General features: G+C 73.0%; 27 protein-coding genes and 1 pseudogene. 17 read left to right on the top strand and 11 right to left on the bottom strand.

All coding sequences use genetic code 11. From position 1 onward, the window contains the following. Positions 1-135: 135 nt before the first annotated feature. A complete protein-coding gene (locus tag AB0A74_RS36900; protein ID WP_358256994.1) occupies positions 136-897 on the bottom strand; it encodes a TipAS antibiotic-recognition domain-containing protein in 762 nt (253 codons plus the stop codon). A gap of 81 nt (positions 898-978) precedes the next feature. On the opposite strand from AB0A74_RS36900, the gene AB0A74_RS36905 reads away from it, so the two are divergent. Beyond that, positions 979-1,536, top strand: a complete 558-nt coding sequence (locus AB0A74_RS36905; RefSeq protein ID WP_358256996.1) for a YbaK/EbsC family protein — start codon at positions 979-981, stop codon at positions 1,534-1,536. Here the strand turns inward: AB0A74_RS36905 and AB0A74_RS36910 are convergent. The 5 genes from AB0A74_RS36910 to AB0A74_RS36930 form a co-directional block, all read right to left on the bottom strand. Continuing rightward, positions 1,524-2,591, bottom strand: coding sequence for a hypothetical protein (locus tag AB0A74_RS36910; protein ID WP_358256998.1), 1,068 nt, complete (start codon positions 2,589-2,591; stop codon positions 1,524-1,526). The two genes, AB0A74_RS36905 and AB0A74_RS36910, sit on opposite strands and share 13 nt — an antisense overlap. 19 nt (positions 2,592-2,610) lie before the next feature. Next, positions 2,611-3,486: a formyltetrahydrofolate deformylase gene (gene purU, locus AB0A74_RS36915; RefSeq protein WP_358256999.1), complete on the bottom strand. Its 876-nt coding sequence runs from the start codon at positions 3,484-3,486 to the stop codon at positions 2,611-2,613. 7 nt (positions 3,487-3,493) lie between these two features. Continuing rightward, positions 3,494-4,228 carry a maleylpyruvate isomerase family mycothiol-dependent enzyme gene (locus AB0A74_RS36920; protein ID WP_358257001.1) on the bottom strand — a complete coding sequence of 245 codons (735 nt, stop codon included), beginning with the start codon at positions 4,226-4,228 and terminating at the stop codon, positions 3,494-3,496. 222 nt (positions 4,229-4,450) lie between these two features. Next, a complete protein-coding gene (locus tag AB0A74_RS36925; protein WP_358257003.1) occupies positions 4,451-5,254 on the bottom strand; it encodes a class I SAM-dependent methyltransferase in 804 nt (267 codons plus the stop codon). Continuing rightward, positions 5,233-5,730 carry a DUF2505 domain-containing protein gene (locus AB0A74_RS36930; protein ID WP_358257005.1) on the bottom strand — a complete coding sequence of 166 codons (498 nt, stop codon included), beginning with the start codon at positions 5,728-5,730 and terminating at the stop codon, positions 5,233-5,235. The genes AB0A74_RS36925 and AB0A74_RS36930 overlap by 22 nt, the downstream gene beginning before the upstream one ends. Here AB0A74_RS36930 and AB0A74_RS36935 point away from each other — a divergent pair. Continuing rightward, a complete protein-coding gene (locus tag AB0A74_RS36935; protein WP_358257007.1) occupies positions 5,729-6,835 on the top strand; it encodes a UDP-N-acetylmuramate dehydrogenase in 1,107 nt (368 codons plus the stop codon). The two genes, AB0A74_RS36930 and AB0A74_RS36935, sit on opposite strands and share 2 nt — an antisense overlap. Positions 6,836-7,055: 220 nt before the next feature. Beyond that, a complete protein-coding gene (locus tag AB0A74_RS36940; protein WP_358257009.1) occupies positions 7,056-8,027 on the top strand; it encodes a hypothetical protein in 972 nt (323 codons plus the stop codon). Here the strand turns inward: AB0A74_RS36940 and AB0A74_RS36945 are convergent. After that, a complete protein-coding gene (locus AB0A74_RS36945; RefSeq protein WP_358257011.1) occupies positions 8,024-8,755 on the bottom strand; it encodes an SDR family NAD(P)-dependent oxidoreductase in 732 nt (243 codons plus the stop codon). The genes AB0A74_RS36940 and AB0A74_RS36945 overlap by 4 nt on opposite strands. A gap of 105 nt (positions 8,756-8,860) precedes the next feature. On the opposite strand from AB0A74_RS36945, the gene AB0A74_RS36950 reads away from it, so the two are divergent. Beyond that, positions 8,861-9,979 (top strand): Ig-like domain-containing protein, encoded by a 1,119-nt coding sequence (locus AB0A74_RS36950; protein WP_358257038.1) that lies wholly within the window; start codon positions 8,861-8,863, stop codon positions 9,977-9,979. Between the two features lie 49 nt (positions 9,980-10,028). Here AB0A74_RS36950 and AB0A74_RS36955 read toward each other — a convergent pair whose 3' ends face one another. Further along, entirely contained in the window at positions 10,029-10,496 is a 468-nt protein-coding gene (locus tag AB0A74_RS36955) for a GNAT family N-acetyltransferase (RefSeq protein ID WP_358257013.1), read from the bottom strand. Positions 10,497-10,685: 189 nt separating this feature from the next. Between AB0A74_RS36955 and AB0A74_RS36960 the strand changes: the two genes are divergently transcribed. The 6 genes from AB0A74_RS36960 to AB0A74_RS36985 all read left to right on the top strand — a co-directional run bounded on the left by AB0A74_RS36960 (position 10,686) and on the right by AB0A74_RS36985 (position 16,863). Further along, positions 10,686-11,522 (top strand): alpha/beta hydrolase, encoded by an 837-nt coding sequence (locus AB0A74_RS36960; RefSeq protein ID WP_358257014.1) that lies wholly within the window; start codon positions 10,686-10,688, stop codon positions 11,520-11,522. Further along, on the top strand, positions 11,519-12,772 hold the full coding sequence (gene mshA, locus AB0A74_RS36965; protein WP_358257016.1) for a D-inositol-3-phosphate glycosyltransferase: 1,254 nt from the start codon (positions 11,519-11,521) through the stop codon (positions 12,770-12,772). Before AB0A74_RS36960 ends, mshA begins: the two co-directional genes overlap by 4 nt. Then, positions 12,769-13,251, top strand: a complete 483-nt coding sequence (locus tag AB0A74_RS36970; RefSeq protein ID WP_358257017.1) for a YbjN domain-containing protein — start codon at positions 12,769-12,771, stop codon at positions 13,249-13,251. The genes mshA and AB0A74_RS36970 overlap by 4 nt, the downstream gene beginning before the upstream one ends. A 71-nt stretch (positions 13,252-13,322) precedes the next feature. After that, complete coding sequence (locus AB0A74_RS36975; protein WP_358257019.1) at positions 13,323-14,231, top strand: DUF4349 domain-containing protein; 909 nt, start codon at positions 13,323-13,325, stop codon at positions 14,229-14,231. 392 nt (positions 14,232-14,623) lie between these two features. Further along, on the top strand, positions 14,624-16,183 hold the full coding sequence (locus tag AB0A74_RS36980; RefSeq protein WP_358257020.1) for a 4-coumarate--CoA ligase family protein: 1,560 nt from the start codon (positions 14,624-14,626) through the stop codon (positions 16,181-16,183). Positions 16,184-16,374: 191 nt separating this feature from the next. Beyond that, positions 16,375-16,863, top strand: coding sequence for a hypothetical protein (locus AB0A74_RS36985; RefSeq protein WP_358257022.1), 489 nt, complete (start codon positions 16,375-16,377; stop codon positions 16,861-16,863). Here the strand turns inward: AB0A74_RS36985 and AB0A74_RS36990 are convergent. Then, positions 16,860-17,255, bottom strand: a complete 396-nt coding sequence (locus AB0A74_RS36990; protein WP_358257024.1) for a RidA family protein — start codon at positions 17,253-17,255, stop codon at positions 16,860-16,862. The genes AB0A74_RS36985 and AB0A74_RS36990 overlap by 4 nt on opposite strands. Before the next feature lie 21 nt (positions 17,256-17,276). Here AB0A74_RS36990 and AB0A74_RS36995 point away from each other — a divergent pair, with 21 nt between their 5' ends. After that, positions 17,277-17,834 (top strand): CGNR zinc finger domain-containing protein, encoded by a 558-nt coding sequence (locus AB0A74_RS36995; RefSeq protein ID WP_358257026.1) that lies wholly within the window; start codon positions 17,277-17,279, stop codon positions 17,832-17,834. Here the strand turns inward: AB0A74_RS36995 and AB0A74_RS37000 are convergent. Then, complete coding sequence (locus AB0A74_RS37000; protein WP_358257028.1) at positions 17,831-18,646, bottom strand: NmrA family NAD(P)-binding protein; 816 nt, start codon at positions 18,644-18,646, stop codon at positions 17,831-17,833. The genes AB0A74_RS36995 and AB0A74_RS37000 overlap by 4 nt on opposite strands. A gap of 108 nt (positions 18,647-18,754) precedes the next feature. Here AB0A74_RS37000 and AB0A74_RS37005 point away from each other — a divergent pair, with 108 nt between their 5' ends. Continuing rightward, positions 18,755-19,501 carry a phosphoglyceromutase gene (locus tag AB0A74_RS37005; RefSeq protein ID WP_358257030.1) on the top strand — a complete coding sequence of 249 codons (747 nt, stop codon included), beginning with the start codon at positions 18,755-18,757 and terminating at the stop codon, positions 19,499-19,501. A gap of 28 nt (positions 19,502-19,529) precedes the next feature. Here AB0A74_RS37005 and AB0A74_RS37010 read toward each other — a convergent pair whose 3' ends face one another. Continuing rightward, positions 19,530-20,159, bottom strand: a complete 630-nt coding sequence (locus AB0A74_RS37010) for a DNA-binding response regulator (protein ID WP_358257032.1) — start codon at positions 20,157-20,159, stop codon at positions 19,530-19,532. A gap of 66 nt (positions 20,160-20,225) precedes the next feature. Here AB0A74_RS37010 and AB0A74_RS37015 point away from each other — a divergent pair, with 66 nt between their 5' ends. The 5 genes and pseudogenes from AB0A74_RS37015 to AB0A74_RS37035 all read left to right on the top strand — a co-directional run. Further along, complete coding sequence (locus tag AB0A74_RS37015; protein WP_358257034.1) at positions 20,226-21,026, top strand: oxidoreductase; 801 nt, start codon at positions 20,226-20,228, stop codon at positions 21,024-21,026. A gap of 108 nt (positions 21,027-21,134) precedes the next feature. Then, on the top strand, positions 21,135-22,328 hold the full coding sequence (locus AB0A74_RS37020) for an ATP-binding protein (RefSeq protein WP_358257036.1): 1,194 nt from the start codon (positions 21,135-21,137) through the stop codon (positions 22,326-22,328). Continuing rightward, a complete protein-coding gene (locus tag AB0A74_RS37025) occupies positions 22,325-23,005 on the top strand; it encodes a response regulator transcription factor (RefSeq protein WP_343934173.1) in 681 nt (226 codons plus the stop codon). Before AB0A74_RS37020 ends, AB0A74_RS37025 begins: the two co-directional genes overlap by 4 nt. 27 nt (positions 23,006-23,032) lie before the next feature. Continuing rightward, positions 23,033-24,043, top strand: coding sequence for a Ppx/GppA phosphatase family protein (locus AB0A74_RS37030; protein ID WP_343934174.1), 1,011 nt, complete (start codon positions 23,033-23,035; stop codon positions 24,041-24,043). After that, a pseudogene (locus tag AB0A74_RS37035) lies at positions 24,043-24,864 on the top strand (hypothetical protein); the annotation flags it as partial. The gene AB0A74_RS37030 and the pseudogene AB0A74_RS37035, both read left to right, overlap by 1 nt.

The following is a 24,864-nucleotide window of genomic DNA, read 5'->3' on the forward strand; positions in this document are numbered from 1 at the left end:
CTCGTTCCTCGCAAAACTTTTTGGCCCAACCCCGGGAAAGTGTGGTAGCCCTTCGGGCAGGCCATACGGGGAGGACGGAAAAGCCCAAAAGCGGGGGCGCTGCGCGCCCCAAGAGCATGCGCTGCGCGCTTGCCGTTAGAGGCGGGTTTGGGCGTAGGCCGCGATTGCGTCGCGTACCCACTCCGCGAAGCCCTCCGCGTGGGCGTCGAACTGGACCTTGAAGTCCGGGGCGTCCACGTACAGTTGGCCCAGGCCCGTGTACGACTCGCGGTTCGGCGTCCAGCTGAGCAGGATCCAGCGGTAGTGCCGGTCGGTGACCTCCTGGGCCTCCGGTGAGTCCGGCGCGGCGCCCGCGTCGAACAACTCGCCGAAGGCCTTGGCGATGGACTGCCACTCCGCCATGAACTTGTCGGCGTCGGCCTTGGTCCAGCCCTGCATCCGGCGCTTGCTCTCGTCGATGTGCTCCTGCGCGCCCTCGCCGAAGCGCTCGACCAGGTCCGCCTCGTAGCGGGCCTGGCGGTCGGCGTCGAAGCCCTCGAACAGCTCTTCCATCTTCATCGTGTGCTCACTCCCCTCCAGTTCCCTGATGGTCTTGGCGACGGTGTCGCTCAACCGGGCCAGCCGCTCCTGCTCGGCCTGCAACCACCGCTGGTGGTTGCGCAGCACGTCAACAGTGCTGTGCCGGCCGTCCAGGACGTCGGCGACCGTGTCGAGGTTGAGCCCCAGGTCTCTCAGCAACAGGATCTGCTGGAGCCGCAGGAGCTGCTCCCGCTCGTAGTACCGGTAGCCGTTGCCGCCGATCCACGCCGGTTCGAGCAGACCGATCGAGTCGTAGTGCCGCAGCGTCCGCGACGTCACCTTCGACATCCGGGCCACCTCGGCGATCGACCAGGCCATCCCCGTCACCTCCCCTTGCTGCAACGACGGTAGAGGTTGACGTAACGTCAACGTCAAACCGACTTCCGCGGTGCGGGCAAGATGGGGGCTGTGTGGACCATCGCCGGAACCCTGAACCCCGTCCCCGCCCTCGACCGGCTCGACCTGGTCGCCGAGCCCGTGGCCGCCGCGTTGCGCTCGTTGGCCGACGCCGGGCGGCTGGCCGTCAGCGAGATCGACCCCGGGTTGGCCGACACGGCCGAGTTCTGCGCCCACTACGGCTCGCCGCTCGAAGCCTCGGCGAACTGCGTGATCGTCGCGGGCAAGCGGGGTGACGCCGTCCGGTACGCCGCGTGCGTCGTGCTCGCCACCACCCGCGCCGACGTGAACGGGGTCGTGCGGCGTCGGCTGGACGCGCGGCGGGCGTCGTTCGCGCCGATGGACGACGCCGTGCGGCTCACGGGCATGGAGTACGGCGGCATCACGCCGGTCGGGCTGCCCGCGGACTGGCCGGTCCTGCTGTCGCCCGAGGTCGCCGCCGCGCCCGAGCTGGTGATCGGCAGCGGCATCCGCGGCAGCAAGCTGCTCGTGCCCGGCGAGGTGCTGGCCAAGCTGCCCGGCGCGGAGGTCGTGCCGGACCTGGCCCGTCAGGCCGGGTAGCCGCGCAGGAACTCCACCGCCTCGTCCACGTCGTCGGTGACGAGGATCCAGCGCTCCGCCTCCCGACCCGCCGCCAACCGCCGCACCAGCGGCGCGGCGGGGACCTCGTCGACCCAGAAGTCCTCGCCCAGGAACACCATGGGCGCGGCCGGGCCGACCGAGCCGTAGTGGTTCTGGGTGTAGTCCTGGAAGACCTCCTGCACGGTGCCCGCGCTGCCCGGCGTGTAGACGACACCGCCGGTGGCGACGGTGAGCAGGCCCTCCTCGCGGACCGAGTTCGCGAAGTACTTGGCGTGCAGCTCGCACGCGGGGTTGGGCGGCTCGTGGCCGTAGAACCAGGTCGGGATGCCGATCGTGCGCGGCCGGTCGGACGTCGGCAGGTCGGTCGGGCACGCGGCGATCCACCGGCCGATCGACTCGGCGTCCCCGCCGAACTTCGGCGCGCGGGACAGCTCCTTGAGCACGCCGTCGTCCACGCCGACCCGGACCCCGAGCGGCACGGCCTCCATCGCGCCCGGACCGCCGCCGGTGAGCACCGTGAACCCGGCTGCACCCAGCCGCGCGCCCAGCTCGACGGCCCGCCGGTAGCCGGCGGTGTCGCGGCCCAGCGCGTGGCCGCCCATCACGGCGACCGGCGCGCCGTCGAGGACCTCGGCCAGCGCCTCGGTGATGGCGTGGTCGTGCAAGCGCTCGGCGAGGGCGTGCAACGGGTCCGGGTGGTGGCCCTGCTGCTTGCTGTGCCGGTAGATCCGGGCGTCGGGGGTGTCGGCGTAGGACGCGGGCCGGTCCGGGTCGAACCCGTCGAACAGCTCCGCCGGCGTGTAGAGCGACGACCGGTACACCTGGTACGGCACGTCGGGGATGTCCGGGAACACCAGCGCCCCGGCCGCGTCCGCCCGCCGCCGCGTGGGCGCGGACAGCGTGCAACCGAGGAACAGCGCGCCGTCCAGCGGCACCCGCAGGTCCACGTCCGCCAGGTCCAGCCCGACCAGGACGGCTCCCCGCAGGTCGGTCGCGGCGGCGGCGTGTTCGGCGGTGGTGATCGCGGTGCGCACGGGCGCAGCCTACGTCCGCCTAGAAGATCACCGTCTGGTTCCCGTGCACGAGCACGCGGTCCTCCAGGTGCCAGCGCAACCCACGCGCCAGCACGACCTTCTCGATGTCCCGGCCCTTGCGGACCATGTCCGGCACCGAGTCGGTGTGGTCCACGCGGATGACGTCCTGCTCGACGATCGGGCCCTGGTCCAGGTCCGCGGTCACGTAGTGGCAGGTCGCGCCGACCAGCTTCACGCCCCGGCTGTGCGCCTGGTGGTACGGCCGCGCGCCGACGAACGACGGCAGGAAGCTGTGGTGGATGTTCAGCGCCCGGCCCGCCCAGTCCGCGCACAGCTCGGCGGGCAGGATCTGCATGAACCGCGCCAGCACCACGGCGTGCGGCTTGTGCGCGTCCACCAGTTGGCGCAGCTGCGCGAACGCCGCCTGCTTGCCCTCGGGGTCGTTGGCCGGGAACGGCACGTGGTGGAACGGGATGCCGTGCGCCCGCGTGATGCCCGCCAGGTCGGCGTGGTTGCCGATGACCGCCGCCACGTCCACGTCCAGCTCGTGCGACGCGACCCGGCCCAGCAGGTCGTACAGGCAGTGGCCCTCCTTGGACACCAGGATGACCACGCGCTTGCGCTCGCCGGTGTCGCTGATCCGCCAGTTGGCGTTCGCGCCCAGCTCCCGCGCGACCTGCCCGAACCGGGCGCGCAGCTCGTCGGCCCCGAACGGCAGCGAGTCGGCGCGGACCTCCTGGCGGGTGAAGAACCAGTTGGTCGCCGGGTCGGTGTGGTAGGCGGCCTCGACGATCCAGCCGCCGTGCTCGGCCAGGAACGAGGAGATCCGGGCCACGATGCCGGTGCGGTCCGGGCAGCCGAAAGTGATCACATAGCGTCGCTCTACCACGGTCAAGAAGTATTCACGGTCGCGGCAGCGAGTCCAGCAGCGACCTGTCACCCGACACGATGGCACCGCTCGGCCGGCCCCACGCCGCCCGGTAGAGGGCGTCGGCGGTGCCCGCGACGGTGGTGTCCTCGTCGGTCGCGGAATCGGTGGGCGGACCGGTCTCGGGCACCTGGCCGGGGGCGATGCGCAGCTCCCAGGTGCGGCCCGCGTCGGCGGCGTGGAACAGCAGCCGGCCCTCGCGTTCGATCGGGTGCACCTCGGCGGCGCGGACCAGCAGGCGGGTCAGGTACTCGTCCACGCCGTCGGCGGCGAAGTCGGTGTCCCACAGGAGGGTGGGGACCTCGTGGCCGTGGACGGCGTGCTCGGCGTCCAGGCGGTGGATGGCGATCTCGTGGGCCTGGCGGCGGGCCCAGAAGCCGGCCGACCGGGGGCCGACGAACGTCCAGGTCGGGGTGGCCGGGTCCAGGCTGGTCAGGAGGCGTTCCAGGTCGCCGAACCGGTCGTCCCAGAAGGTGAGGAGGTCGTCCCAGTCCGGCGGGCGGGGCGTGGCCTTGGGGCGGGTGCCGTCGGCGGGGGTGTGCAGGGCGTTCAGGGCCCAGGTGTGGACGCCCGCCAGGTGGTCGACCAGCTTGCGGACGGTCCAGCCGGGGCACGTCGGCACCGGCACGTCGGGGCCGGCGGACTCGACGAGGGCGCGCAGGGCCTGGTACTCGGCGCGGGCGTGCGCGAGGTAGTCGTGGTGCTGCACGCGTCCGAGCCTAGGGCGGTGACCGGCCCGCCGGCTTCTCGGGCAATCGGTGGGTGGGCCGCGGTGGGTGGGCGCGGGTGCTCGAAGGCGCGGGCCGCGGTGGGTGGGCCGCGGTGGGTGGGCGCGGGCGCTCGAAGGCGCGGGCCGCGGTGGGGCGCGCCCGCGTTCCGGGGCGAGCGGGGCCGGGATCAGGGGGTGGGGCTCAGAGCCGGGGGGCGGGGCTCAGGGGCGGACCGACTCCCACGGCACGGTGACCTCGCCCAGTCGCCAGCGCTTGCGGTCGTCCAGCACCGGCCACCGGGCGGTGAGCAGGCGCACCGCCTCCACCCACCGGGCGCGCGGGCCGAACGGGGCGAAGGTCGCGGCGGTGGCCCAGCAGGTGTCCAGTTCGGCGAGCAGGGCGTGGACGCGTTCGCCGGGGACGTTGCGGTGGATCAGCGCCTTGGGCAGGCGTTCGGCCAGGTCGCTCGGGGTGTCGATGTCCTTCGGCAGGCACGACAGGGTGAACGTCCGCGGGCCGTCCGCGGTCAGCGCCACCCACGAGCAGCGGCGGCCGATCTCGTCGCACGTGCCCTCGACCAGGACGCCGCCCGGGGCCAGCCGGCCCACCATCGTGGCCCACGCCTCGGTCGCCTGCTCCTCGGTGTACTGGCGCAGGACGTTGAACGCACGCAGCAGCAGCGGGCGGCGGCCGGCCAGTTCGAAGCCGCCGCGGCGGAACTCCAGGCGGGGCGGGTCGGCCACCGCCTCGCCCGCCGCGACCCGTTCGGCGTCCAGTTCCAGGCCGAGCACGCGGAGGCCCGGGTTGAGGTGGCGCAGCCGGGCCGCCATCTCGACGGTGGTCACGGGGGACGAGCCGTAGCCCAGGTCCACGACAAGGGGATCGTTGGATTGTTGAACGAGTGAACCGTAGGCGTGTTCAACCCAGCGGTCGACGCGGCGGAGGCGGTTCGGGTTGGTGGTGCCCCGGGTCGGCAGGCCGAGCGCGCGGGCCCGGCCCGCCGCTAGGCGCGGTGTGCGAGCCATTCGGCGGTGAACTCGGATTCCTTGTCCAGCAGGAGGGCGACCTGCTCGGCGATCAGCGACTCCAGCTTGCCGCCCATGAGCGGGATGCTCACCTTGACCTGACCCACGAGGGTGAGTTCGCTCCCACCGCCGGCGGCGTCGGCCACGGTGATCGTCCCGTCCAGGCGGCCGGGGACGCCGTTGAGCGTCACCTCGACCGTGCCCGTGTACCCGGCGTCGGTCCACGACTCGGCCCGGTTGATCACGAGGTCCCCGCCGAGCACGCCACGGGCCATCGAGGGCAGCCGGTCCGCGGGCACGCCCTGCTTGAGCTGGTAGGACGTGGTGCCGTCGGTCTTGTCGAACGCGATCAGCGCGGCGCCGGTGCCGCCGAGGACGTCGAGCCGGTCGCGCAGGTAGGTCTCGTCCACGAGGGCGGAGTAGACGTCCGAAGCGGGCCAGCGGGACGTCGTCAGGTGCTCGATGCGGCGTGCCATGCCGCGGAGGCTACCGTTGACGCCCGTGACCACCCCGCTGTCCAGCACCCACGTGCGGCTCGCCGAGCACACCACGCTGCGGCTAGGCGGCCCCGCGGCCCGTTTCGCGCGCGCCACGACGGCCGCCGAGCTGGTCGAGGCCGTGCGCGCGCTGGACGCGTCTGGCGAACCGCTGCTGCTGCTCGGCGGCGGCTCGAACCTGGTGGTGTCCGACGCGGGCTTCGCCGGCACCGTCGTGCAGGTGGCCACCCGCGGTCGCCGCCTGGACCCGTTGGGCGACGGACTCGTGCAGCTCACCGTCGAGGCCGGCGAGGACTGGGACTCGGTGGTGGCCGAGGCCGTGGCGCAGGGCCTGGGCGGGCTGGAGTGCCTGTCCGGCATCCCGGGCCTGGTCGGGGCGACGCCGGTGCAGAACGTCGGCGCGTACGGCGTCGAGATCGCGCAGGTGCTGACGTCGGTGGACCTCCTGGACCGCCGCACCGGCCGCGTCCACCAGGTCCCGGCGCACGACCTGGGGCTGGCGTACCGGACGAGCGTGCTGAAGGGCACCGACCACGCGGTGGTGCTGCGGGCGCGGTTCGCCCTGACCTCCGGTGGGCAGTCCGCGCCGATCCGGTACGCGGAACTGGCGCGCGTGCTGGGCGTGGCGCAGGGCGACCGGGTGCCCGCCGACGCGGCCCGCAAGGCGGTCCTGGACCTGCGGCGCGGCAAGGGCATGGTGCTCGACCCGGCCGACCACGACACGTGGAGCGCGGGGTCGTTCTTCACCAACCCGGTGCTGGACGGCTCGACGCTGAGCGGGGTGCTGATCCGGATCGCCGAGCGGTTGGGCAGGCACGTGGACGTGCCGACCTACCCGGGCGGGCCGGGCACGAGCAAGCTGTCGGCGGCGTGGCTGATCGAGCGGGCGGGCTTCACCCGGGGCCACCGCGGTCCGGGCGGCCGGGTGGCGCTGTCCGGCAAGCACACCCTGGCCCTGACCAACCGCGGCGGCGCGACCACCGAGGACCTGCTGGACCTGGCGCGCGAGGTGCGCGACGGCGTCCGAACGGCCTTCGGCGTGGAACTCCACCCGGAACCGGTCCTGGTCGGCTGCACCCTCTGACCAACCCCCGCCGCCGAACACGCCACCCCACCACCGCGCCGCTAGCCGGGCTCGCCGGCCGCCTCACCACTCGCCGCCGCGCCGGCCGCCGCCGGCCGAACCGGGGCTCGCCGGCCGCACCCGCCGCGGTCGCCGCCGAACGGCCGAACGGGTGACCAAGTGTGACGAAACCTCACCCCGCGCGTTTCATGGAAGCAGGGTTTCCCTGTGGGAGGTCGTCATGGCGGGCGGCGGGCGTGGGGTGGTGTCGGCCATCAAGCGGTTGGTCGAGGGTGACTTCCTCAGTCGGCCCGGGGTGGTCGGTGTGGACGTCGGGGAGAAGGTCGTCGGCGGGCGCGGGACGGGTGTTCCCGCCGTGCTCGTCTTCGTGCGGAAGAAGCACGCCGCCGCGCAGTTCACCATCCCGTCCGAAGTCCTCGGCGTGCCAACGGATGTCGTCGAGGACGTGTTCCACCCGCACCACACCCTCGCCTCCCCGGAAGGGGTGAGCGGGGCCGAGCGGCACGACGTGTTGGCGGGTGGCATCGGGATCGGGCCGAGCCGCGCGATCCGGTTCGTGCCGCCGGACGTGCCCGAGGCCGACGACTACCTGGTCGCGGGCACCCTCGGCGCGCTGGTCACACCCCGGAACCGGCGGCGCACCATGGCGTTGACCGCCTTCCACGTGGCCTGCGTGGACGACGCCTGGGCGGTCGGCGACCCGATGGTGCACCCCTCCCGCGTCGACGGCGGCCACCCCTACCGCGACCAGATCGGCGTGCTCGCCCGCGCGGCGCTGGCCGGGAGTGTGGACGCCGCCGCGATCCTGCTCACCACACCCCGCGTGCGGCCCGAGGTGTTCGGCGTCGGACCGGTCGCCGGGCCGGGCAGGGCGGAGGTCGGTCAACGGGTGCGCAAGCGCGGCCGGACCACCGCCCTGACGGAAGGCGTGGTCGCCTCCACCGACGCCACGATCACGCTCGACTTCGGCGCGGGCCTGGGCGTGCGGACCCTGCAACACCAGATCCGCGTGGAAGGACCGTTCGCCGACCACGGCGACTCGGGCGCGGTGCTGCTGGACGACGACAACCGGGTGGTCGGCCTCTACTGCGGCGGCAGCGGGAAGCGCGGCTTCGCCAACCCGATCGCCGACGTCCTCGACCAGCTCGACGTGGACCTGATCGCGCCGAACCCGGCGGGAGGGTCCACTTAGGACCGGTGCACCCGGGTCGCGGACGCCTGCGCCCGCGGCTTCATGACGATCTGGTCCAGGTTCACGTGCGACGGCCGGGTCACGGCGAACGCGATCACGTCCGCCACGTCGTCCGCGGTCAGCGGCTCGACCCCGGCGTACACCGCCGCCGCCCGCTCCGCGTCGCCCGCGAACCGGTTGACCGAGAAGTCGGTCTCCACCATGCCCGGCAGCACCTCGGTGATCCGCACCGGCTGCCCGAGCAGCTCGCCGCGCAACGTCCGGTGCAGCGCCGACTGGGCGTGCTTCGCCGACGTGTACCCCGAGCCGTTGTCGTAGGCCTCGTACGCGGCGACGGACGTCACCGTCACGATGTGCCCGTCACCGGACTCGACCAGCTTCGGCAGCAGGCCCTTGGTGACCCGCAGGGTGCCCAGGACGTTGGTCTCCCACATCCAGCGCCAGTCGTCCTCGTCCGCCGACGCCACGGGGTCCAGCCCCCGCGCGCCGCCGGCGTTGTTGACGAGCACCCGCGCGGACGGGACGGCGTCCAGGAAGGCGGCGACGGACTCGGCCGAGGTCACGTCCAGCTCCAGGGCCGTGCCGTCGACATCGTCCGCGATAGTCTTGAGGAGGTCGAGCCGCCGGGCGCCCAGCACGACGTGGAAGCCCTCGGCGGCGAGCCTGCGCGCGGTGGCTTCGCCGATTCCCGCGCTGGCTCCGGTGACTACTGCGATGGGACGGGTCACAGCGGTGATCCTAGGGTTGTGACGCGAGTCACCTGCACCGAAAGCCGCGGTGGGCGTCCTTTCGTTCGGGAGGTCGAAGTGCGCAAGAGAGTCACGGCCCTGCTGATGGCGGGTCTGGTGCTGGCCGGGTGCTCCGCCGAGGTCGAGCCCGGTTCGGCGAAGCCGGAGGGCGGCGACAGGCCCCCGGTGGCGAAGTTCACCACCGCGCCCGCCGACGGCGCGACCGACGTGCCGGTCAACCAGCCGGTCAAGGTCACCGTCGCCGAGGGCGCCATCGACCAGGTCACGCTGACCAACGCCGAGGGCAAGGCCGTCGAGGGCAAGGTCGCCGAGGACAAGAAGTCCTGGTCCAACACCGAGCCGCTGGGCTACGGCAAGAGCTACACCTACGCCGGCCGGGCGACCGGCACCGACGGCAAGAAGGTCGAGCTGAAGGGCGCGTTCACCACGCTCACCCCGGCCGCGCAGGTCCGCGCCACCCTGTTCCCCGGCGACGACCAGACCGTCGGCGTCGCCGTCCCGATCATGGTCAAGTTCGAGGCGGACGTGACCGACCGCGCCAGCGCCGAGAAGGCCCTGACCGTCACCAACTCCGCCAACGTCAAGGGCAGCTGGGCCTGGCTGAACTCCCGCGAGGTGCACTACCGGCCGGAGACGTACTGGCCCGCCAACACCAAGGTGCACGTCGAGGCCAAGCTCTACGGCGTGCCCTACGGCGGCGGCGCGTACGGCAAGGCCGACGTCACCAGCGACTTCACCATCGGCCGCAACCAGGTCGTGAAGATCCACACGCCGTCGCACCAGCTCGTGGTGGAGCGCGACGGCCAGCAGGTGGCCAGCTACCCGGCCTCCTTCGGCCGGGACGCGGACGCGGAGCTGACCACCCCGAACGGCACGTTCGTGGTGATGCAGAAGGACCCGCAGTTCAGCTTCGACAACCCGCGCTACGGCTACACCAACGTGCTGAAGAAGTGGGCCGTCCGCTTCTCCAACCACGGCGAGTTCATCCACGAGAACAACGACAACGCCGCCAACATCGGCCGCGCGAACACCTCCCACGGCTGCGCGAACCTGTTGGAGGCCGACGCCAAGGCGTACTACGACAGCGCCCTGGTGGGCGACCCGGTGGAGGTCACCGGCTCGATCACCACGCTGCCCGCGCAGTACGACTGGTACGACTGGCAGATCCCGTGGGCGCAGTGGCAGACGATGTCCGCGCTCTAGAACGACCGGGAAGGCCCGGTGGCTCACGACGAGCCACCGGGCCTTTCGCTCATCCGGTGAACTCGTACCGGTGGACCTCCGCGCCGGCGTCGACGAGCGTGAAGCCCGCCTTCACCAGCACGCGGACCGACGCGGGGTTGGCCGGCTCGACGCCCGCGTGGACGACGGTCACGTCCGGCGCGGACAGGGCGTGCGCCGCCAGCGCTCGGGTCGCCTCGGTGGCGTACCCGAGGCCCCGGCGTGACGGAACGACCCCGTAGCCGATCTCCAGGCGGCCGTCGACCGGCGGCCGGAACAGGCCGATCGAGCCGACGACCAGGCCGGTGGCGCGTTCGACGAGCAGGCGGTGGCCGAACTCGCCCCGCCAGTCCGGCCGGTGGGCGAGCAGGCCCGCGATGACGCGGTCGCCCTCGGCGGGGAAGTCCTCCGCCCAGTGGTCCGGGTGGGCGCCCGCCGCGACGGCGGCCAGGTCGGCGTCGGTCCACGCGGGCAGGGCGAGGCGATCAGTGGTGATCAAGGATGTGCTCCGGGTTCTTCGAAAGGAGCGCGCTCAGGCGCGCGCCCACTGGCTGAGGGCAGGCTGAAGACGGCTGCGGGCAGCCATATTCACCAGCTCCTCCGCTCTCGAAGATCCACTTCACCGCCACGCTACCAGAACCGGGTGTGACGTCGGATCGCATCGGGAAGCGATGGGGTCATCCCAGCGTTGACCTACGTCGTGCTGACTTCTCTCCTCACCGCCGAGGGCGTGCGGCTCGCCGTCCGGCAGGGCGGGACCGAAGGCCCGGCGGTGGTGCTGGTGCACGGCTGGGCGCAGTCCGGGGAGGTGTGGTCGCACCAGCTCGCCGACCCGTCCTTCCGCGCGTACGCCCCCGACCTGCGCGGACACGGCGCGTCGGACGCCCCCGCGGACGGTTACGGCGACTCGGCGGCGTGGGCGGCCGACCTGCGGGCCGTGCTGGACCACACCGGTCCGGCGGTGCTGGTCGGCTGGTCGTACGGGGGTCTGGTGATCGCCGACTACCTGCGCGCGCACGGCACGGCCGACGTGCGGGGGCTGGTGCTGGTGGGCGCCGTCACCGAGATCGGTCGCGGCCGACCGGGTGGTGCGACCGGGCCCGCGATGCGCGCGGCGCTGCCCGCCGCGCTGGCCGAGGACCCGGCGGTCGCGGTGCCCGCGCTGGCGGCGTTCTACGAGCGCCAGGGGCGGTTCGACGGGCCGACCCGGCAGTGGATGCTCGGGACGGCCCTGCGGGTGCCCGCGCGGGTGCGCGGGGCGCTGTTCCGGCGCGACGTGGACTCCGCCGAGGTGCTGCGGGCCGTGGACAAGCCGACACTGGTGGTGCACGGCACCGCCGACGAGGTGGTGGACCCGGCCGCCGGGGACTACGCGGCGGCCACGATCCCCGGAGCCGAGTTGCGGCACTACGAGAACACCGGGCACGCGCCGTTCCTGGAGCAGCCGGAGCGGTTCGCCGCCGACCTGACCGCTTTCGTGGCGCGCACCGCGCGCGGCGCGGAGAACGCCGGGGTCGCGCGGTGAAGCGGGTCGCGGTGCTGTCGGTGCACACCTCGCCGCTGGAGCAGCCGGGCACGGGCGACGCGGGCGGCATGAACGTCTACATCGTGCAGACCGCGGTCCGGATGGCCCGGCGCGGCGTCGAGGTCGAGATCTTCACCCGCGCCACCTCCTCGGACCTGCCGCCGGTCGCCGAACTCGCGCCGGGCGTGACCGTGCGGCACGTCGTCGCCGGGCCGTTCGAGGGCCTGGGCAAGGAGGAGCTGCCCGGCCAGCTGTGCGCGTTCACCGCGGGCGTGCTGCGCGCCGAGGCCCGCCACGACCCCGGCCACTACGACGCCGTCCACTCGCACTACTGGCTGTCCGGCCAGGTCGGGTGGCTGGCGCGGGAGCGCTGGGGCGTGCCGCTGGTGCACACCGCGCACACCCTGGCCAAGGTCAAGAACGCGAACCTGGCCTCCTGCGACACCCCCGAGCCCCGGATGCGGGTGATCGGCGAGGAGCAGGTGGTCGCCGAGGCGGACCTGCTGGTCGCCAACACCGACGTCGAGGCGGGCGAGCTGATCAAGCTCTACGACGCCGACCCGGCCAAGGTCGCGGTCGTGCCGCCCGGCGTGGACCTCGACCGGTTCACGCCCGGCGACCGCGAGGCGGCGCGGGCGGCGCTGGGCCTGCGGCCGGACGCCGTGGTGCTCGCGTTCGTCGGCCGCATCCAGCCGTTGAAGGCCCCGGACGTGCTGCTCAAGGCCGCCGCCGACCTGCTGGCGCGGGAACCCGGCGTCCGGGACCGCCTGGTCGTGCTGGTCGTGGGCGGGCCGTCCGGGTCGGGCATGAAGACCCCCGAGGACCTCAAGCTGCTCGCCGGCGAACTGGGCATCTCGGACGTCGTGCGGTTCCTGCCGCCGCAGGGCGGCGCGGCGCTGGCCCGCGTGTACCGGGCGGCGGACGTGGTGGCCGTGCCCAGCCACAACGAGTCGTTCGGGCTGGTGGCGCTGGAGGCGCAGGCGTGCGGCACGCCCGTGGTCGCGGCGGCGGTCGGCGGGTTGCCGGTGGCCGTGCGCGACGGCGTGTCCGGGTTGCTGGTCGCGGGCCACGAGCCCGCCGCGTGGGGGCGGACGCTGGCGCAGGTCGTGCTGCACCCCGCGTTCCGGGAGGAGCTGGCGAGCAACGCCGTGGGCCACGCCCGCCGGTTCTCCTGGGACCGCACGACTGATTCACTTCTCGCCGGGTACGCCCAAGCCCGGGACCTGTTCCGCGAGGAGGTGTTCGCTTGAGCCTGGACGAGACCATCGCGTCCGCTTTGGACGACCGGGAACTGGTCTACCGGCACGACCAGCCCGGCAAGTTCTTCGTGACCCTGCCCGGCACGAAGAAGCTGCAGACCAACTGCTGGCTGGTCGTCGGCCGGCACGCCCTGGTCGTCGAGGCGTTCGTGTGCCGCAACCCGGACGAGGCGCACGAGGACGTGTTCCGCTTCCTGTTGCGCCGCAACGCCAAGCTCTACGGCGTGCACTACACGATCGACACCCGCGGCGACATCTACCTGGTGGGGCGGATGGCCCTGCACGCGGTGACGCCGGAGGAGCTGGACCGGGTGCTCGGGCAGGTGGTGGAGGCCGCGGACGGCGACTTCAACACGTTGCTGGAGATCGGGTTCAAGGGCGCGATCCAGCGGGAGTGGGACTGGCGGGTCTCGCGCGGGGAGTCCCTGGCGAACCTGAAGGCCTTCCAACACCTGGTGTCCGAATCGTGATCGCGTGAGGCGCAACTGACCTTCGCCGGTGTTCCGTCTGCCGGGTGACGCAAGCCACCCAGGGAGGGGACATGGGCAGACGCACGGGGTTCGCCATAGCGGCGTTAGCGGTCTTGGCACTGGCCGGGTGTTCGGCGGAGTCGGGCATGACCACCAGCGGGGAGGCCGGTGACGCCCGGCTGGCCGCGCCCACGCCGCAGCAGGGCGCGCTCACGCCGCAGCAGGGCGCGCCGACGCCGCAGCAGGGCAAGCCGGGTGAGCCCGCCAAGGGCGAGGCGCAGAACACCGGCGCGGTGCGGCAGGAGCGGCAGCTCGTGCGGACCGCCTCGGTGGAGCTGCGGGCCGGGGACGTGACCGCGGTCCTGGGCCAGGTCAAGGAGTTCGCCCTGGCCAAGGGCGGCTACCCGGCGCAGGAGAACGCGACGAGGACCCAGGGCACGGTGACCCTGCGGGTGCCCGGCGACCGCCTCGACGCCGTGCTCAAGGACTTCGAGACCTTGCCCGACACCGAGGTGGCGCGGCGCGACCTGAAGAGCGAGGACGTCACCGAGCAGGTCGTGGACGTCGAGGCGCGGCTGGCCAACCAGCGGGCCAGCGTCGAACGGGTGCGCGGCCTGCTCGAACGGGCCGGCAGCACCTCGGAGATCACCACGATCGAGGCCGAGCTGACCAAGCGGCAGTCCGAGCTGGAGTCGCTCCAGCGCCGGTACGACACGCTCAAGGGCCAGGTCGCCATGTCGACGTTGACGGTCACCGTGAACCAGAAGACCGCACCGCCGGCGATGCCGAAGGAGGAGGACCCGACGTTCCTCAGCGCGTTCGGCGGCGGCTGGGACGCGCTGGTCGGCGCGGTGTCGTGGCTGCTCGTCGTGCTCGGGGCGGTGCTGCCGTTCGTCGTGGTGCTCGGCGTGCCCGCGGTCGCCTACCTGGCGTGGCGGCGTTCGCGCCGGACGTTGGTCACCCGGAAGAGCGTCTCCTGACCCGACGCCCACGGAGAGTGCGCATGCGCGTGGAGCGCGGGGCGGCTTGGGAGAGAGGGGGAGTCGCGAGCTCAAGCCGCCCCGCGTCAGTCCCCGCTACCTGGGGATCCGGGCGGGGGGAGCCCGATGATCCCAGCGGGCCGCGGTTCGACGGGGGGATGGCGAACCGCGGTGGCGCCGAACGAGTCGTCGGAGTGCGTGGGAGCCGACCCGTTGGGCCCTGCCAACTTGGCAGATCGCCGGCGATCACCACAAGACCTCGCGTTACTCCATTCGAGTGTTCTTAGCCGAGTTAAGTAACGTCTCCGTGACCAGGTGCGTGCCTTGACCCGGCTTGTGCCGTGGCTCACGATGGCGGGATCGCAGTTACTTACGAGTAGTGGGGTCGCCGCATGGTCTTCCGCAGTCCATTCCCCGATGTCGAGGTCCCGGACGTCTCGTTGCACGAGCTGTTGTTCGCCGACCTCGGCGACCGCGCCGACCGGGTGGCCCTGGTCGACGGCTCGTCGGGAGCCTCCCTCACCTACCGGCAGCTCGCGGGTGCGGTCGACCGGCTCGCGGCGGCGCTCGCCGAGCGGGGGATCGGCAAGGGCGACGTGGTCGGCATCCTCAGCCCCAACACCCCGTACTACGCGGTCGTCTTCCACGGCATCCTCCGCGCCGGCGCGACCGCGACCACGATCAACGCCCTCTACACCGCCGACGAGGTCGCGCACCAGCTCGCCGACGCGGGCGCGAAGATGCTGTTCACGGTGTCCGTGCTGCTCCCGAACGCCGCCGCGGGCGCGGCGAAGGCGGGCGTGACCGACGTCGTCGTGCTCGACCGGGCCGAGGGCTACCCGAACCTCACCGAGCTGCTCGCCTCGACCGGCCCGGCGCCCGAGGTGGCGGTGGACCCCGAGGACCTCGCCGTCCTGCCGTACTCGTCGGGCACCACCGGCAGGGCCAAGGGCGTGATGCTGACCCACCGCAACCTGGTGGCCAACATCGTCCAGTGCCAGCCGCTGCTCAAGGTGGACGGGCAGACCCGCATCCTGGCCGTGCTGCCGTTCTTCCACATCTACGGCATGCAGGTGCTGATGAACAACGGCCTGTACGTCGGCGCGACCGTCGTGACCATGCCGAAGTTCGACCTGCCGGAGTTCCTGCGGGTCATCCAGGACCACCGCACCAACCGCGTCTACATCGCGCCGCCGGTGGCCGTGGCGCTGGCCAAGCACCCGCTGGTCGACCAGTACGACCTGTCCGCGATCGACACGATCTTCTCCGGCGCCGCGCCGCTGGACGTCGACCTCGCCGCCGCGGTGGCCAAGCGGCTGGGCTGCCGGGTGTCGCAGGGCTACGGCATGACCGAGATGAGCCCGGTCAGCCACGCCATCCCGGACGGGCGCGACGACATCTCCGTCGGCACGGTCGGCGTGATCGCGCCCAACATGGAGTGCCGGTTCGTGGACCCGGCGACCGGGGAGGACGTGGGCGTCGGCGAGCGCGGCGAGCTGTGGTGCCGCGGCCCGAACGTCATGAAGGGCTACCTCAACAACCCCGACGCGACCGCGGTCACCCTGGACGACGAGGGCTGGCTGCACACCGGCGACGTCGGCGTGATCGACGAGAACGGCCTGGTCAGCATCGTGGACCGGGTCAAGGAGCTGATCAAGTACAAGGGCTACCAGGTGCCGCCGGCGGAACTGGAGGCGCTGCTGCTGACCCACGAGGAGATCGCGGACGCGGCCGTCGTGGGCGTGCGCGACGAGGAGGGCGAGGAGGTGCCCAAGGCGTTCGTCGTGCTCCAGCCGGGGTCGTCGCTGGACGCGACCGGCGTGATGGACTTCGTGGCCGCCCAGGTCGCCCCGCACAAGAAGGTGCGGGTGGTGGAGTTCATCGAGGCGATCCCGAAGTCGGCGTCCGGCAAGATCCTCCGCAAGGACCTGCGGGCGCGCGAGAACGCCTGACCCGCGCCCGACCGCGGGCCCTTCGACCCGCGAGCCCATCGACCGCGGGCCCTTCGACCCGCGAGCCCATCGACCGCGGGCCCCTCGACCCGCGAGCCCATCGACCGCGGGCCCCTCGGGCGGGTGAGTCGTCCGAGGGGCTTCGTCGTCGGGCCGTCCCGCGGCGCGGGGTTCGGGCGTACGGTGAGCGCGTGACCGATGAACGCGATCGGGTGGTCTACGAGCGGGACCGGGCCGCGGCCGAGCGGGACCGGGTCGCCGACGAGCGCGATCGCGCCGCGGACGAGCGGGACCGGGTCGCCGACCAGCGTGACGAGGTCGCCGACGAGCGCGAGCAGGCCGCCGACCTGCGTGACCAGGTGGCCGACCAGCGCGACCGGGCGGCCGACGAGCGCGACCGGGCGGCCGACCGGCGCGAGGAGGGCGCGGACCTGCGGGAGGACCGGCTCCGGCGGCGGGCGGACGACGTCGCCCGGCTCTCGCCCCACCGCGGGCGCGACCAGTTGGACCGCAGCGCCGAAGCTCTCCGGTTGGCCCAGGACGCGATCGGCCGCTCCCAGGCCCGGCTGGACCGGGCCGCCGCCGCCCTCGACTCCTCCGCCCGGCGCGCCCAGCGCGAGCAGGCCGAGGTGGACCGCGAGGTCCGGCGCAGCGAGCAGGGTCTGGGCGAACAGCCCTAGAACGCGGCGACGGCCTCGATCTCGACCAGGTAGGCGGGGTTCGCGAGGCCGGACACGATCTGCACCGTGATCGCCGGCGGGTTCGCGCGCCCGGCCCAGACCTGCTGGAACGCGCCGAAGCCCGGACCGATGTGGGCGCGGTCGGTGGTGATGATCGTCCACTTCACGACGTTCTCCAGCGTGCCGCCGGCGGCTTCGAGGACCGCTTCCAGGTTGCGGAACGCCTGGACGGACTGGGCGAAGGCGTCGTCCCCGACGACCTGGCCGTGCTGGTCCACCCCGTTCTGGCCGCCGATGAAGAGCAGCGAACCGGGGCCCTCCACCTTGACCGCCTGGCTGAAGGCCGGGTTGGAGTGCAGTGCGGGTGGGTTGAGATGCGTGACGCTCGACATGGCACCAGTTATAGTGGTGCCATGTCGGTGAGTCAACGGATCCCCCATGACCAGCGCCGTCGGTTCCGCACCGGTCGGCCCTGCCTGGACTTCACGCACACCGGTGGCGACGGCCCTTACGCGGTGTGGGAGTTGCTGCACACGCCCGACGACGTGGCGCTGTACGTGGGCGGGCTGCTCGACGTGGAGTTGACCGTGGCCGACGCCGACGTGGCCGCGCTGAAACCGCTGCGCACCGCCCTCACCAACGCCGCCCGCGGCGCGGCGCGGGGGATCCCGCCCGCGGACGCCGACGTGGACGTGATCAACGCCGTGGCCGCGGACCCGCCGCTCGTCCCGCGCCTGGCGGACGGCCGGGTCGTGCTCACACCGGGCACGCTCCCGCAGGCCCTGTCCACGCTCGCCCGGGACGCGATCGACCTGTTCTCCTCCCCGCTGCGCGACCGCGTCCGGGTGTGCGCGGCCGAGGACTGCGGGTTGCTGTTCGTGGACGCGTCGAGGCCCGGCCTGCGCAGGTGGTGCTCCATGGAGCGCTGCGGAGACCGGGCCAAGAAGCGCAAGGCCCGCGCGGGCGGTTAGCGGAAGGAGGCCGCGTTCTCGGCCGCCCACACGGCGAAGCCGCGCGGCGGGCGGCCCAGCACGTCCTGGACCACCGGCGACACGCGGGTCGCGGCGGCGGGCGGGTGGCCGTGCCAGTCCAGCAGGAACTCGGCCATCTCGGCGTCCATCCCGCCGGCCAGGTACCGGTCCAGCGCCTGCCGCCGGGTCAGTTCGTCGAAGGTGAACCGCTGCCCGACGGCGTCCCCGAGGATCCGCAGCTTGTCCCGTGGCGACAGCACTTCCGGCCCGGTGACCGGGTAACGCCGACCGCCGTGGCCCCCGGACGCCAGCACGGCCGCCGACACCGCGCCGACGTCGGCCTCGTCCACCCCGGCGGTCGGCACGTCCGCGAACGGCTCGTCCAGCACGCCGCTCGTGCGCAGCCGTTCGGCCCAGGTGAACGTGTTGGCGTAGAAGTCCGTCGCCTCCAGGACCGTCCACTCCAGACCGGAGGTCGCGACCGCCTGCTCGACCGGACCCCAGAACCCGTTCCACAGCACCGAGACCCGCCGCACGCCGGCCTCGGTCGCCAACCGGACGATCTCCGGCCCGGTGGTCAGCGTGGCGTAGTCGTCGCCGCCGACCGTGAGCAGGTGGACGCCGGTCACGCCCTTGAACGCCGTCTCCAGCGTCTCCGGCCGGGTCAGGTCCCCCTCGACGACCTCGACCCCCGTCAACCCGGCCCGCCGGGCGTCCCGCGTCAGCGCGCGCACCGGGTGTCCCCCGCGCCGCAGGTGCGCGACCACCTCACGGCCCGCCTTACCGGTCGCGCCGGTCACCAGAAAAGTCATGCTCCCGACGCTAGGATCTCCACCAAACTAGAGGTCAACTGCAACGATCCAGCGTCGGCTGTCACAGCGGATGCGACCCGCGACCGGTCATCTGGCAGGCTTGCGGCCATGGCTGTCGGAACCCTGGTGCTGCTCCGCCACGGCGAGAGCGTCTGGAACGCGGAGAACCTGTTCACCGGCTGGGTGGACGTCCCCCTGTCCGAGAAGGGCGTGCGGGAGGCGCAGCGCGGCGGCGTGCTGCTGCGCGAGGCGAACCTGCTGCCGGAGGTCGTGCACACGTCCCTGCTGCGCCGTGCCATCTCCACGGCCAACCTGGCCCTGGACGCGGCCGACCGGCACTGGATCCCGGTCAAGCGCGACTGGCGCCTCAACGAGCGCCACTACGGCGCGTTGCAGGGCAAGAACAAGAAGCAGACGCTGGAGGAGTTCGGCGAGGAGCAGTTCATGCTCTGGCGCCGCTCCTACGACACCCCGCCGCCGCCGATCGAGCCGGGCACGGAGTTCAGCCAGGACGCCGACCCGCGCTACGCCGGCCTCGGCCCGGACCTGCCGCTCACCGAGTGCCTGCTCGACGTCGTGAAGCGGATGGTCCCGTACTGGGAGTCCGCCATCGTCCCGGACCTGCGCGCGGGCAAGACGGTCCTGGTCGCCGCCCACGGCAACTCGCTGCGGGCCCTGGTCAAGCACCTCGACGGCATCTCCGACGAGGCCATCGCGGGCCTGAACATCCCCACCGGCATCCCGCTGCGCTACGACCTGGACGAGGACCTGCGCCCGGTCACGCCCGGCGGCACCTACCTCGACCCGGACGCGGCGGCGGACGCCATCAAGGCCGTCGCCAACCAGGGCCGCTAGACCGGGGCCACCCGCTGGACCAGGGCCGCTAGACCAGCCCGAGGTCACGGGCGCGCACCCCGGCTTGGAAGCGGGACGACGCGCCCAACGCGGACATCAGCTCGGCCACGCGGCGGCGGTACGTGCGCACGGACATCCCCAGCGCGCGTGCCGCCGCCTCGTCGGTCCACCCGGCGTTGAGGGCGTCCACCACGCCCGGCACGGCGGCGCGCAGCTCGGCCATCTCCGCCTCGTGCACGGCCAGCTCGGTCCCGCCGCGCCACGCCGCCTCGAACAGCGAGCGCACCCCGTGCACCACCTCGGGCCGGGTGATCACGCTGTAGCTGCGCGCGCCCCGCGACTCGTCGCCGGCCAGGATGGCGACCCGGTCGTCCAGCAGGATCGTCTCGTTGACCTCGTGCGCGCTGACCCGCACGTCCGCGCCGTGCGACGCCATGACCCGCGCGTGCTCGGCCCACGTCGGCTCCAGCATGGTGGACAGCCGGAACAGCTTGCGCACCTTGGACGCCCGCTGCCGGGGCAGGATCTTCGGGTGCGTGCCCATCCACGTGCGCAGGGCGTTGGCCGCGCACGCCAGCTCCGTGGTCGCGGCCTCGAACAGGTGGCCCGCCCGCTCGTACAGCTCCGCCTCGCCCCGCACCACCACGACACCGCTCACCCCCCAAGCTTGGCAGCTAGTTGCCAATCCCGGCGGCGCGGGACCGGCCCGACCACAGTGGACCGGGTGCTGAACCTGAACCGCGTCGGCTACGGCGCCATGCAGCTCACCGGTCCCGGCGTCTACGGCGAGCCCGCCGACCGCGAGAACGCCAAGCGCGTGCTGCGCCGGGCCGTGGAACTCGGCGTCGACCACATCGACACCAGCGACTTCTACGGCCCGCACGTCGTCAACGAGCTGATCCGCGAAGCCCTCCACCCCTACGACGGCCTGACGATCGTCACCAAGGTCGGCTACCGCCGCACCCCGGACAAGAGCTGGGTGCCCGCCCGCACCCCCGATGAGCTGCGCGAAGCCGTCCACGACAACCTGCGCAACCTCAAGGTGGACCGCTTGGACGTGGTCAACCTGCGCGTCGACGGCTCGCACGTGCCCCTCGAAGAGCCCTTCACCGCCCTCGCCGAGCTGCGCGAGCAGGGGCTGATCCGGGACCTGGGCATCAGCAACACCACCCGGCTCGACGAGGCCGAGCGGATCGCGCCGGTCGTGTGCGTCCAGAACCACTACAACATCGCGCACCGCGTGGACGAGGCCACCCTCCGCGAGACGGCCGCCCGCGACATCGCCTACGTCCCGTTCTTCCCGCTCGGCGGCTTCACGCCCCTGCAGAACGAGGTGCTCGACGAGGTCGCCCGGGAGCACGGGGCCACCCCGCGCCAGGTCGCCCTGGCCTGGCTCCTGCACCGCTCACCCACCGTGCTGCTGATCCCCGGCACGTCGTCCGAACGACACCTGGAGGAGAACCTGGCGTCCGCGCGGCTGCGCCTGTCCGAACAGGACCTCACCCGCTTGGACACGATTGGGTGAACGGCGGCTGACCTACCAGAAAACATCGGTGCCAGACGGTGTCGCAGGAGTCACGAACCACGCCTGCGGGCTAGGCCGCACCCGCCCTGACCTGCTTACGATGCCTCCGTGACCGCAACGGGTTACCTCGTCCTGTCGATCGGCGTTCTGCTGATCGGCGGTGCGGCGTTCCTCGTGGGGCGCGCGACCGGGACCAACAAGGCGCAGCGGCCGGCCGGGCTCACCGTCGCCGACCTCATGGCCATGGTGGTCCAGTCCTCCCACGACGGGATCGTCGTCCTCAACGTCTTCGGTGACGTCGTCCTGCACAACCCGCGCGCCGAGGAGCTCGGCGTCGTCCGGAACAACCGGGTCGACGACCGGGCCCGCCGCGCGGCCGAACTCACCCGCCAGACCGGCGAGGTGGTCCACGTGGACGTCTCCCCGCTGGAGGTCAAGGGCCGCCAGCCGGAAGCCGTGCACGCCACCGTCAAGGTGCTGACCGACGGGTTCGTGGTCGTGGAGGCCTCCGACGAGTCGGAGTCGGTCCGGCTGGAGGCCACCCGCCGCGACTTCGTCGCCAACGTCAGCCACGAGCTCAAGACCCCGGTCGGCGCGCTCGCCCTGCTCGCCGAGGCCGTCCTGGACGCCTCCGACGACCAGGAGGAGGTGCGCCGGTTCAGCGCGAAGATCATGCAGGAGGCCACCCGCCTGGGCACCCTGGTCACCGAGCTGATCGCGCTGTCCCGGCTGCAGGGCGCGGAGAAGCTGCCCGAGCTGAACCGGGTCGAGATCGACGTCGTGGTCAGCGAGGCGCTGGGCCGCTCCAAGCTCGCCGCCGAGTCCGCGGGCATCGAGATCACCACCGACGAGCCCAGCGGCCTGGAGGTCGAGGGCGACCGGACTCTCCTGGTCACCGCGTTGAGCAACCTGCTCGACAACGCCGTCGCCTACTCGCCGCCGGGCAGCCCGGTCTCGGTCAGCCGCAAGCTGGTGAACGGGTACGTCGAGATCGCGGTCACCGACCGCGGCATCGGCATCGCCGAGGACCAGCAGACCCGCGTGTTCGAGCGGTTCTACCGCGTGGACAAGGCCCGCTCGCGCGCCACCGGCGGCACCGGCCTCGGCCTCGCGATCGTCAAGCACGTCGCCGCGAACCACGGCGGCGAGGTCAAGCTGTGGAGCCTGCCCGGCACCGGCTCGACCTTCACCCTGCGCATCCCGGCGCACCCCGACCGGGAAGAGCAGACCACCGACCTACCCAAGCCGGAACTCGCTGTCCCTGTGCCGACCAGCGCGGGCAAACCCGGAGGAGAGCTGTGACCAGGGTGCTCATCGTGGAGGACGAGGAGTCCTTCGCCGATCCGCTCGCCTTCCTGCTGCGCAAGGAGGGCTTCACCGCGGCGCTCGCGGCCACCGGCCAGGAGGCGCTGGAGGAGTTCGACCGCAACGGCGCCGACATCGTCCTGCTCGACCTCATGCTGCCCGGCATGAGCGGCACCGACGTGTGCAAGCAGCTGCGCGCCCGCTCCGCCGTCCCCGTGATCATGGTCACGGCCCGGGACAGCGAGATCGACAAGGTCGTCGGCCTGGAACTGGGCGCGGACGACTACGTCACCAAGCCGTACTCGGCGCGCGAGCTGATCGCCCGCATCCGGGCGGTGCTGCGCCGCGGCGGCGAGTCCGAGGAGCTGTTGCCGCAGGTCCTGGAGGCCGGCCCGGTGCGGATGGACGTCGAGCGGCACGTGGTGACCGTCGACGGCGCCGAGGTGAACCTGCCGCTGAAGGAGTTCGACCTCCTGGAGTACCTGCTGCGCAACGTCGGCCGGGTGCTCACCCGCGGGCAGCTCATCGACCGGGTGTGGGGCGCGGACTACGTCGGCGACACCAAAACCCTGGACGTGCACGTCAAGCGGCTGCGCTCGAAGATCGAGCCGGACCCGTCGGCGCCGCGCCACCTGGTGACGGTGCGCGGACTGGGTTACAAGTTCGAGTCCTGACCGCCCCGACCGGGTACGGTGCACGCCGTGCGCCTCGGGGTCCTTGATGTGGGGTCCAACACCGTCCACCTGTTGGTGGTGGACGCTCATCGGGGTGCCCACCCCACGCCGATGAGTTCGGAGAAGTCGGTCCTGCGGCTGGCCGAGCAGCTCGACGGCGACGGCCTGCTCACCAAGGCCGGCGCCGACCGGCTGGTCCGGGCGGTCGCCGCCACCAAGGCCTCCGCGGCCCGGCTGGGCTGCGAGGACCTGATGGCCTTCGCCACCTCGGCGGTCCGCGAGGCGGGCAACTCCGCCGAGGTGCTGGACCGGGTCCGCACCGAGACCGGCGTGGACCTCAAGGTCCTGTCCGGCGAGGACGAGGCCCGCTACACCTTCCTGGCGGTGCGCCGCTGGTACGGGTGGTCCGCGGGCCGCCTGCTGTGCCTGGACATCGGCGGCGGCTCGCTGGAGCTGGCGGTCGGCGTGGACGAGGAGCCCGAGGAGGCGTTCTCGGTGCCGCTGGGCGCGGGTCGGCTGACCCGGACCCGGTTCCACCACGACCCGCCGAGCCGCCAGGAGGTCGCCGAGACCACCGAGTGGCTGGACGACCAGCTCGCGCCGGTCGCGAAGAAGCTGCGCCGGGTCGGCGCGCCGGACCGGGTGGTGGCCACCTCCAAGACGTTCCGCACGCTGGCCCGGCTGACCGGCGCGGCCCCGTCGTCGGCCGGACCGCGCGCCCGCCGGGTGCTCACCCACGCCGGGCTGCGGCAGCTCATCGGGTTCGTCTCCCGGATGTCGGCGAGCGACCTCGCGGAGTTGGAGGGGGTCAGCGCGAGCCGGGCCCACCAGCTCGTGGCGGGCGCCCTGGTGGCGGAGGCCACCATGCGAGCCCTGTCACTCGGTGAGCTGGAGATTTGCCCCTGGGCGCTGCGGGAAGGTGTCATCCTGCGTCGCCTGGACCACACTGATGGCGCAGACCAGGACACCCCCGCGACCCGCACCCGCCGGTCGGGTGACACTGGACGGACTGGCCGCCACGGGGCACGGTGGAGTTGATGAGTCGAGAGAGCGAGTCGGAGCAGACCCAGCGCACGGTCGCGGAGTTGCTCGCCCAGTACGGCGGGGGCTCCGGCGAGGTGTCGCCGCGTCGGCGACGCCGCCGTGCCGAGGACGCCTCGGACACCGCTCCGCAGGCGATCATCGACCGGGTCAACTCGGACAGCGGCCGGCTGCTGCCGGTGCGCGACGACGACCCGCCGCCGACCGGCCGCCGCGCGGCCCCCGAGCAGACCGCCTACACCCCGCCGGTGTCGCCCGAGGCGTTCAACCGGCCCGCGGAGGGGCGCGGGGCCCGGTCCGAGCCGTTCGTGGAGGGCCGCGGCACGCGGTCGGAGCGCGCGGCCCGGTCGGAGCCGCCGTTCGCGCGTGGTGAGCCGGCCGAGCCGCCGTTCGCCCGCGGTGAGCCCGCCGAACCGCCGTTCGCGCGTGGCGAGCCGGCCGAGCCGCCGTTCGCGCGTGGTGAGCCCGCTGAGCCGCGGGGCGCGCGTGGTGAGCCGTTCGCGCCGGTCGAGGGTCGTGGCGCCCGGAGCGCGCCGCCGGTCCCCGAGCCGCCGTTCGCCGCCGACCCAGTGCCCCCGCGCGCGGAGCCGCCGCGCTCGCGCCTGGACGCGGCGTTCAACCGGACCGGTCGCGCCGAACCGCCCCGCCGGGGCGTGCCCGCGCCGACCGAGGCCGAGGAGACCCGCCAGGTACCGCCGATCGTCGACGACTACGTCGACGAGTACGCCGACGACTACCCCGAGCCGCCGCGGCCGGGGCCGCCCGACCCGTCGACCCGGCTCACGCCCGCGCCCGACGCGGCCCGGCTCACCCCGCCG

Source organism: Saccharothrix sp. NPDC042600 (assembly GCF_040647305.1).
GTDB lineage: Bacteria > Actinomycetota > Actinomycetes > Mycobacteriales > Pseudonocardiaceae > Actinosynnema > Actinosynnema mutabilis.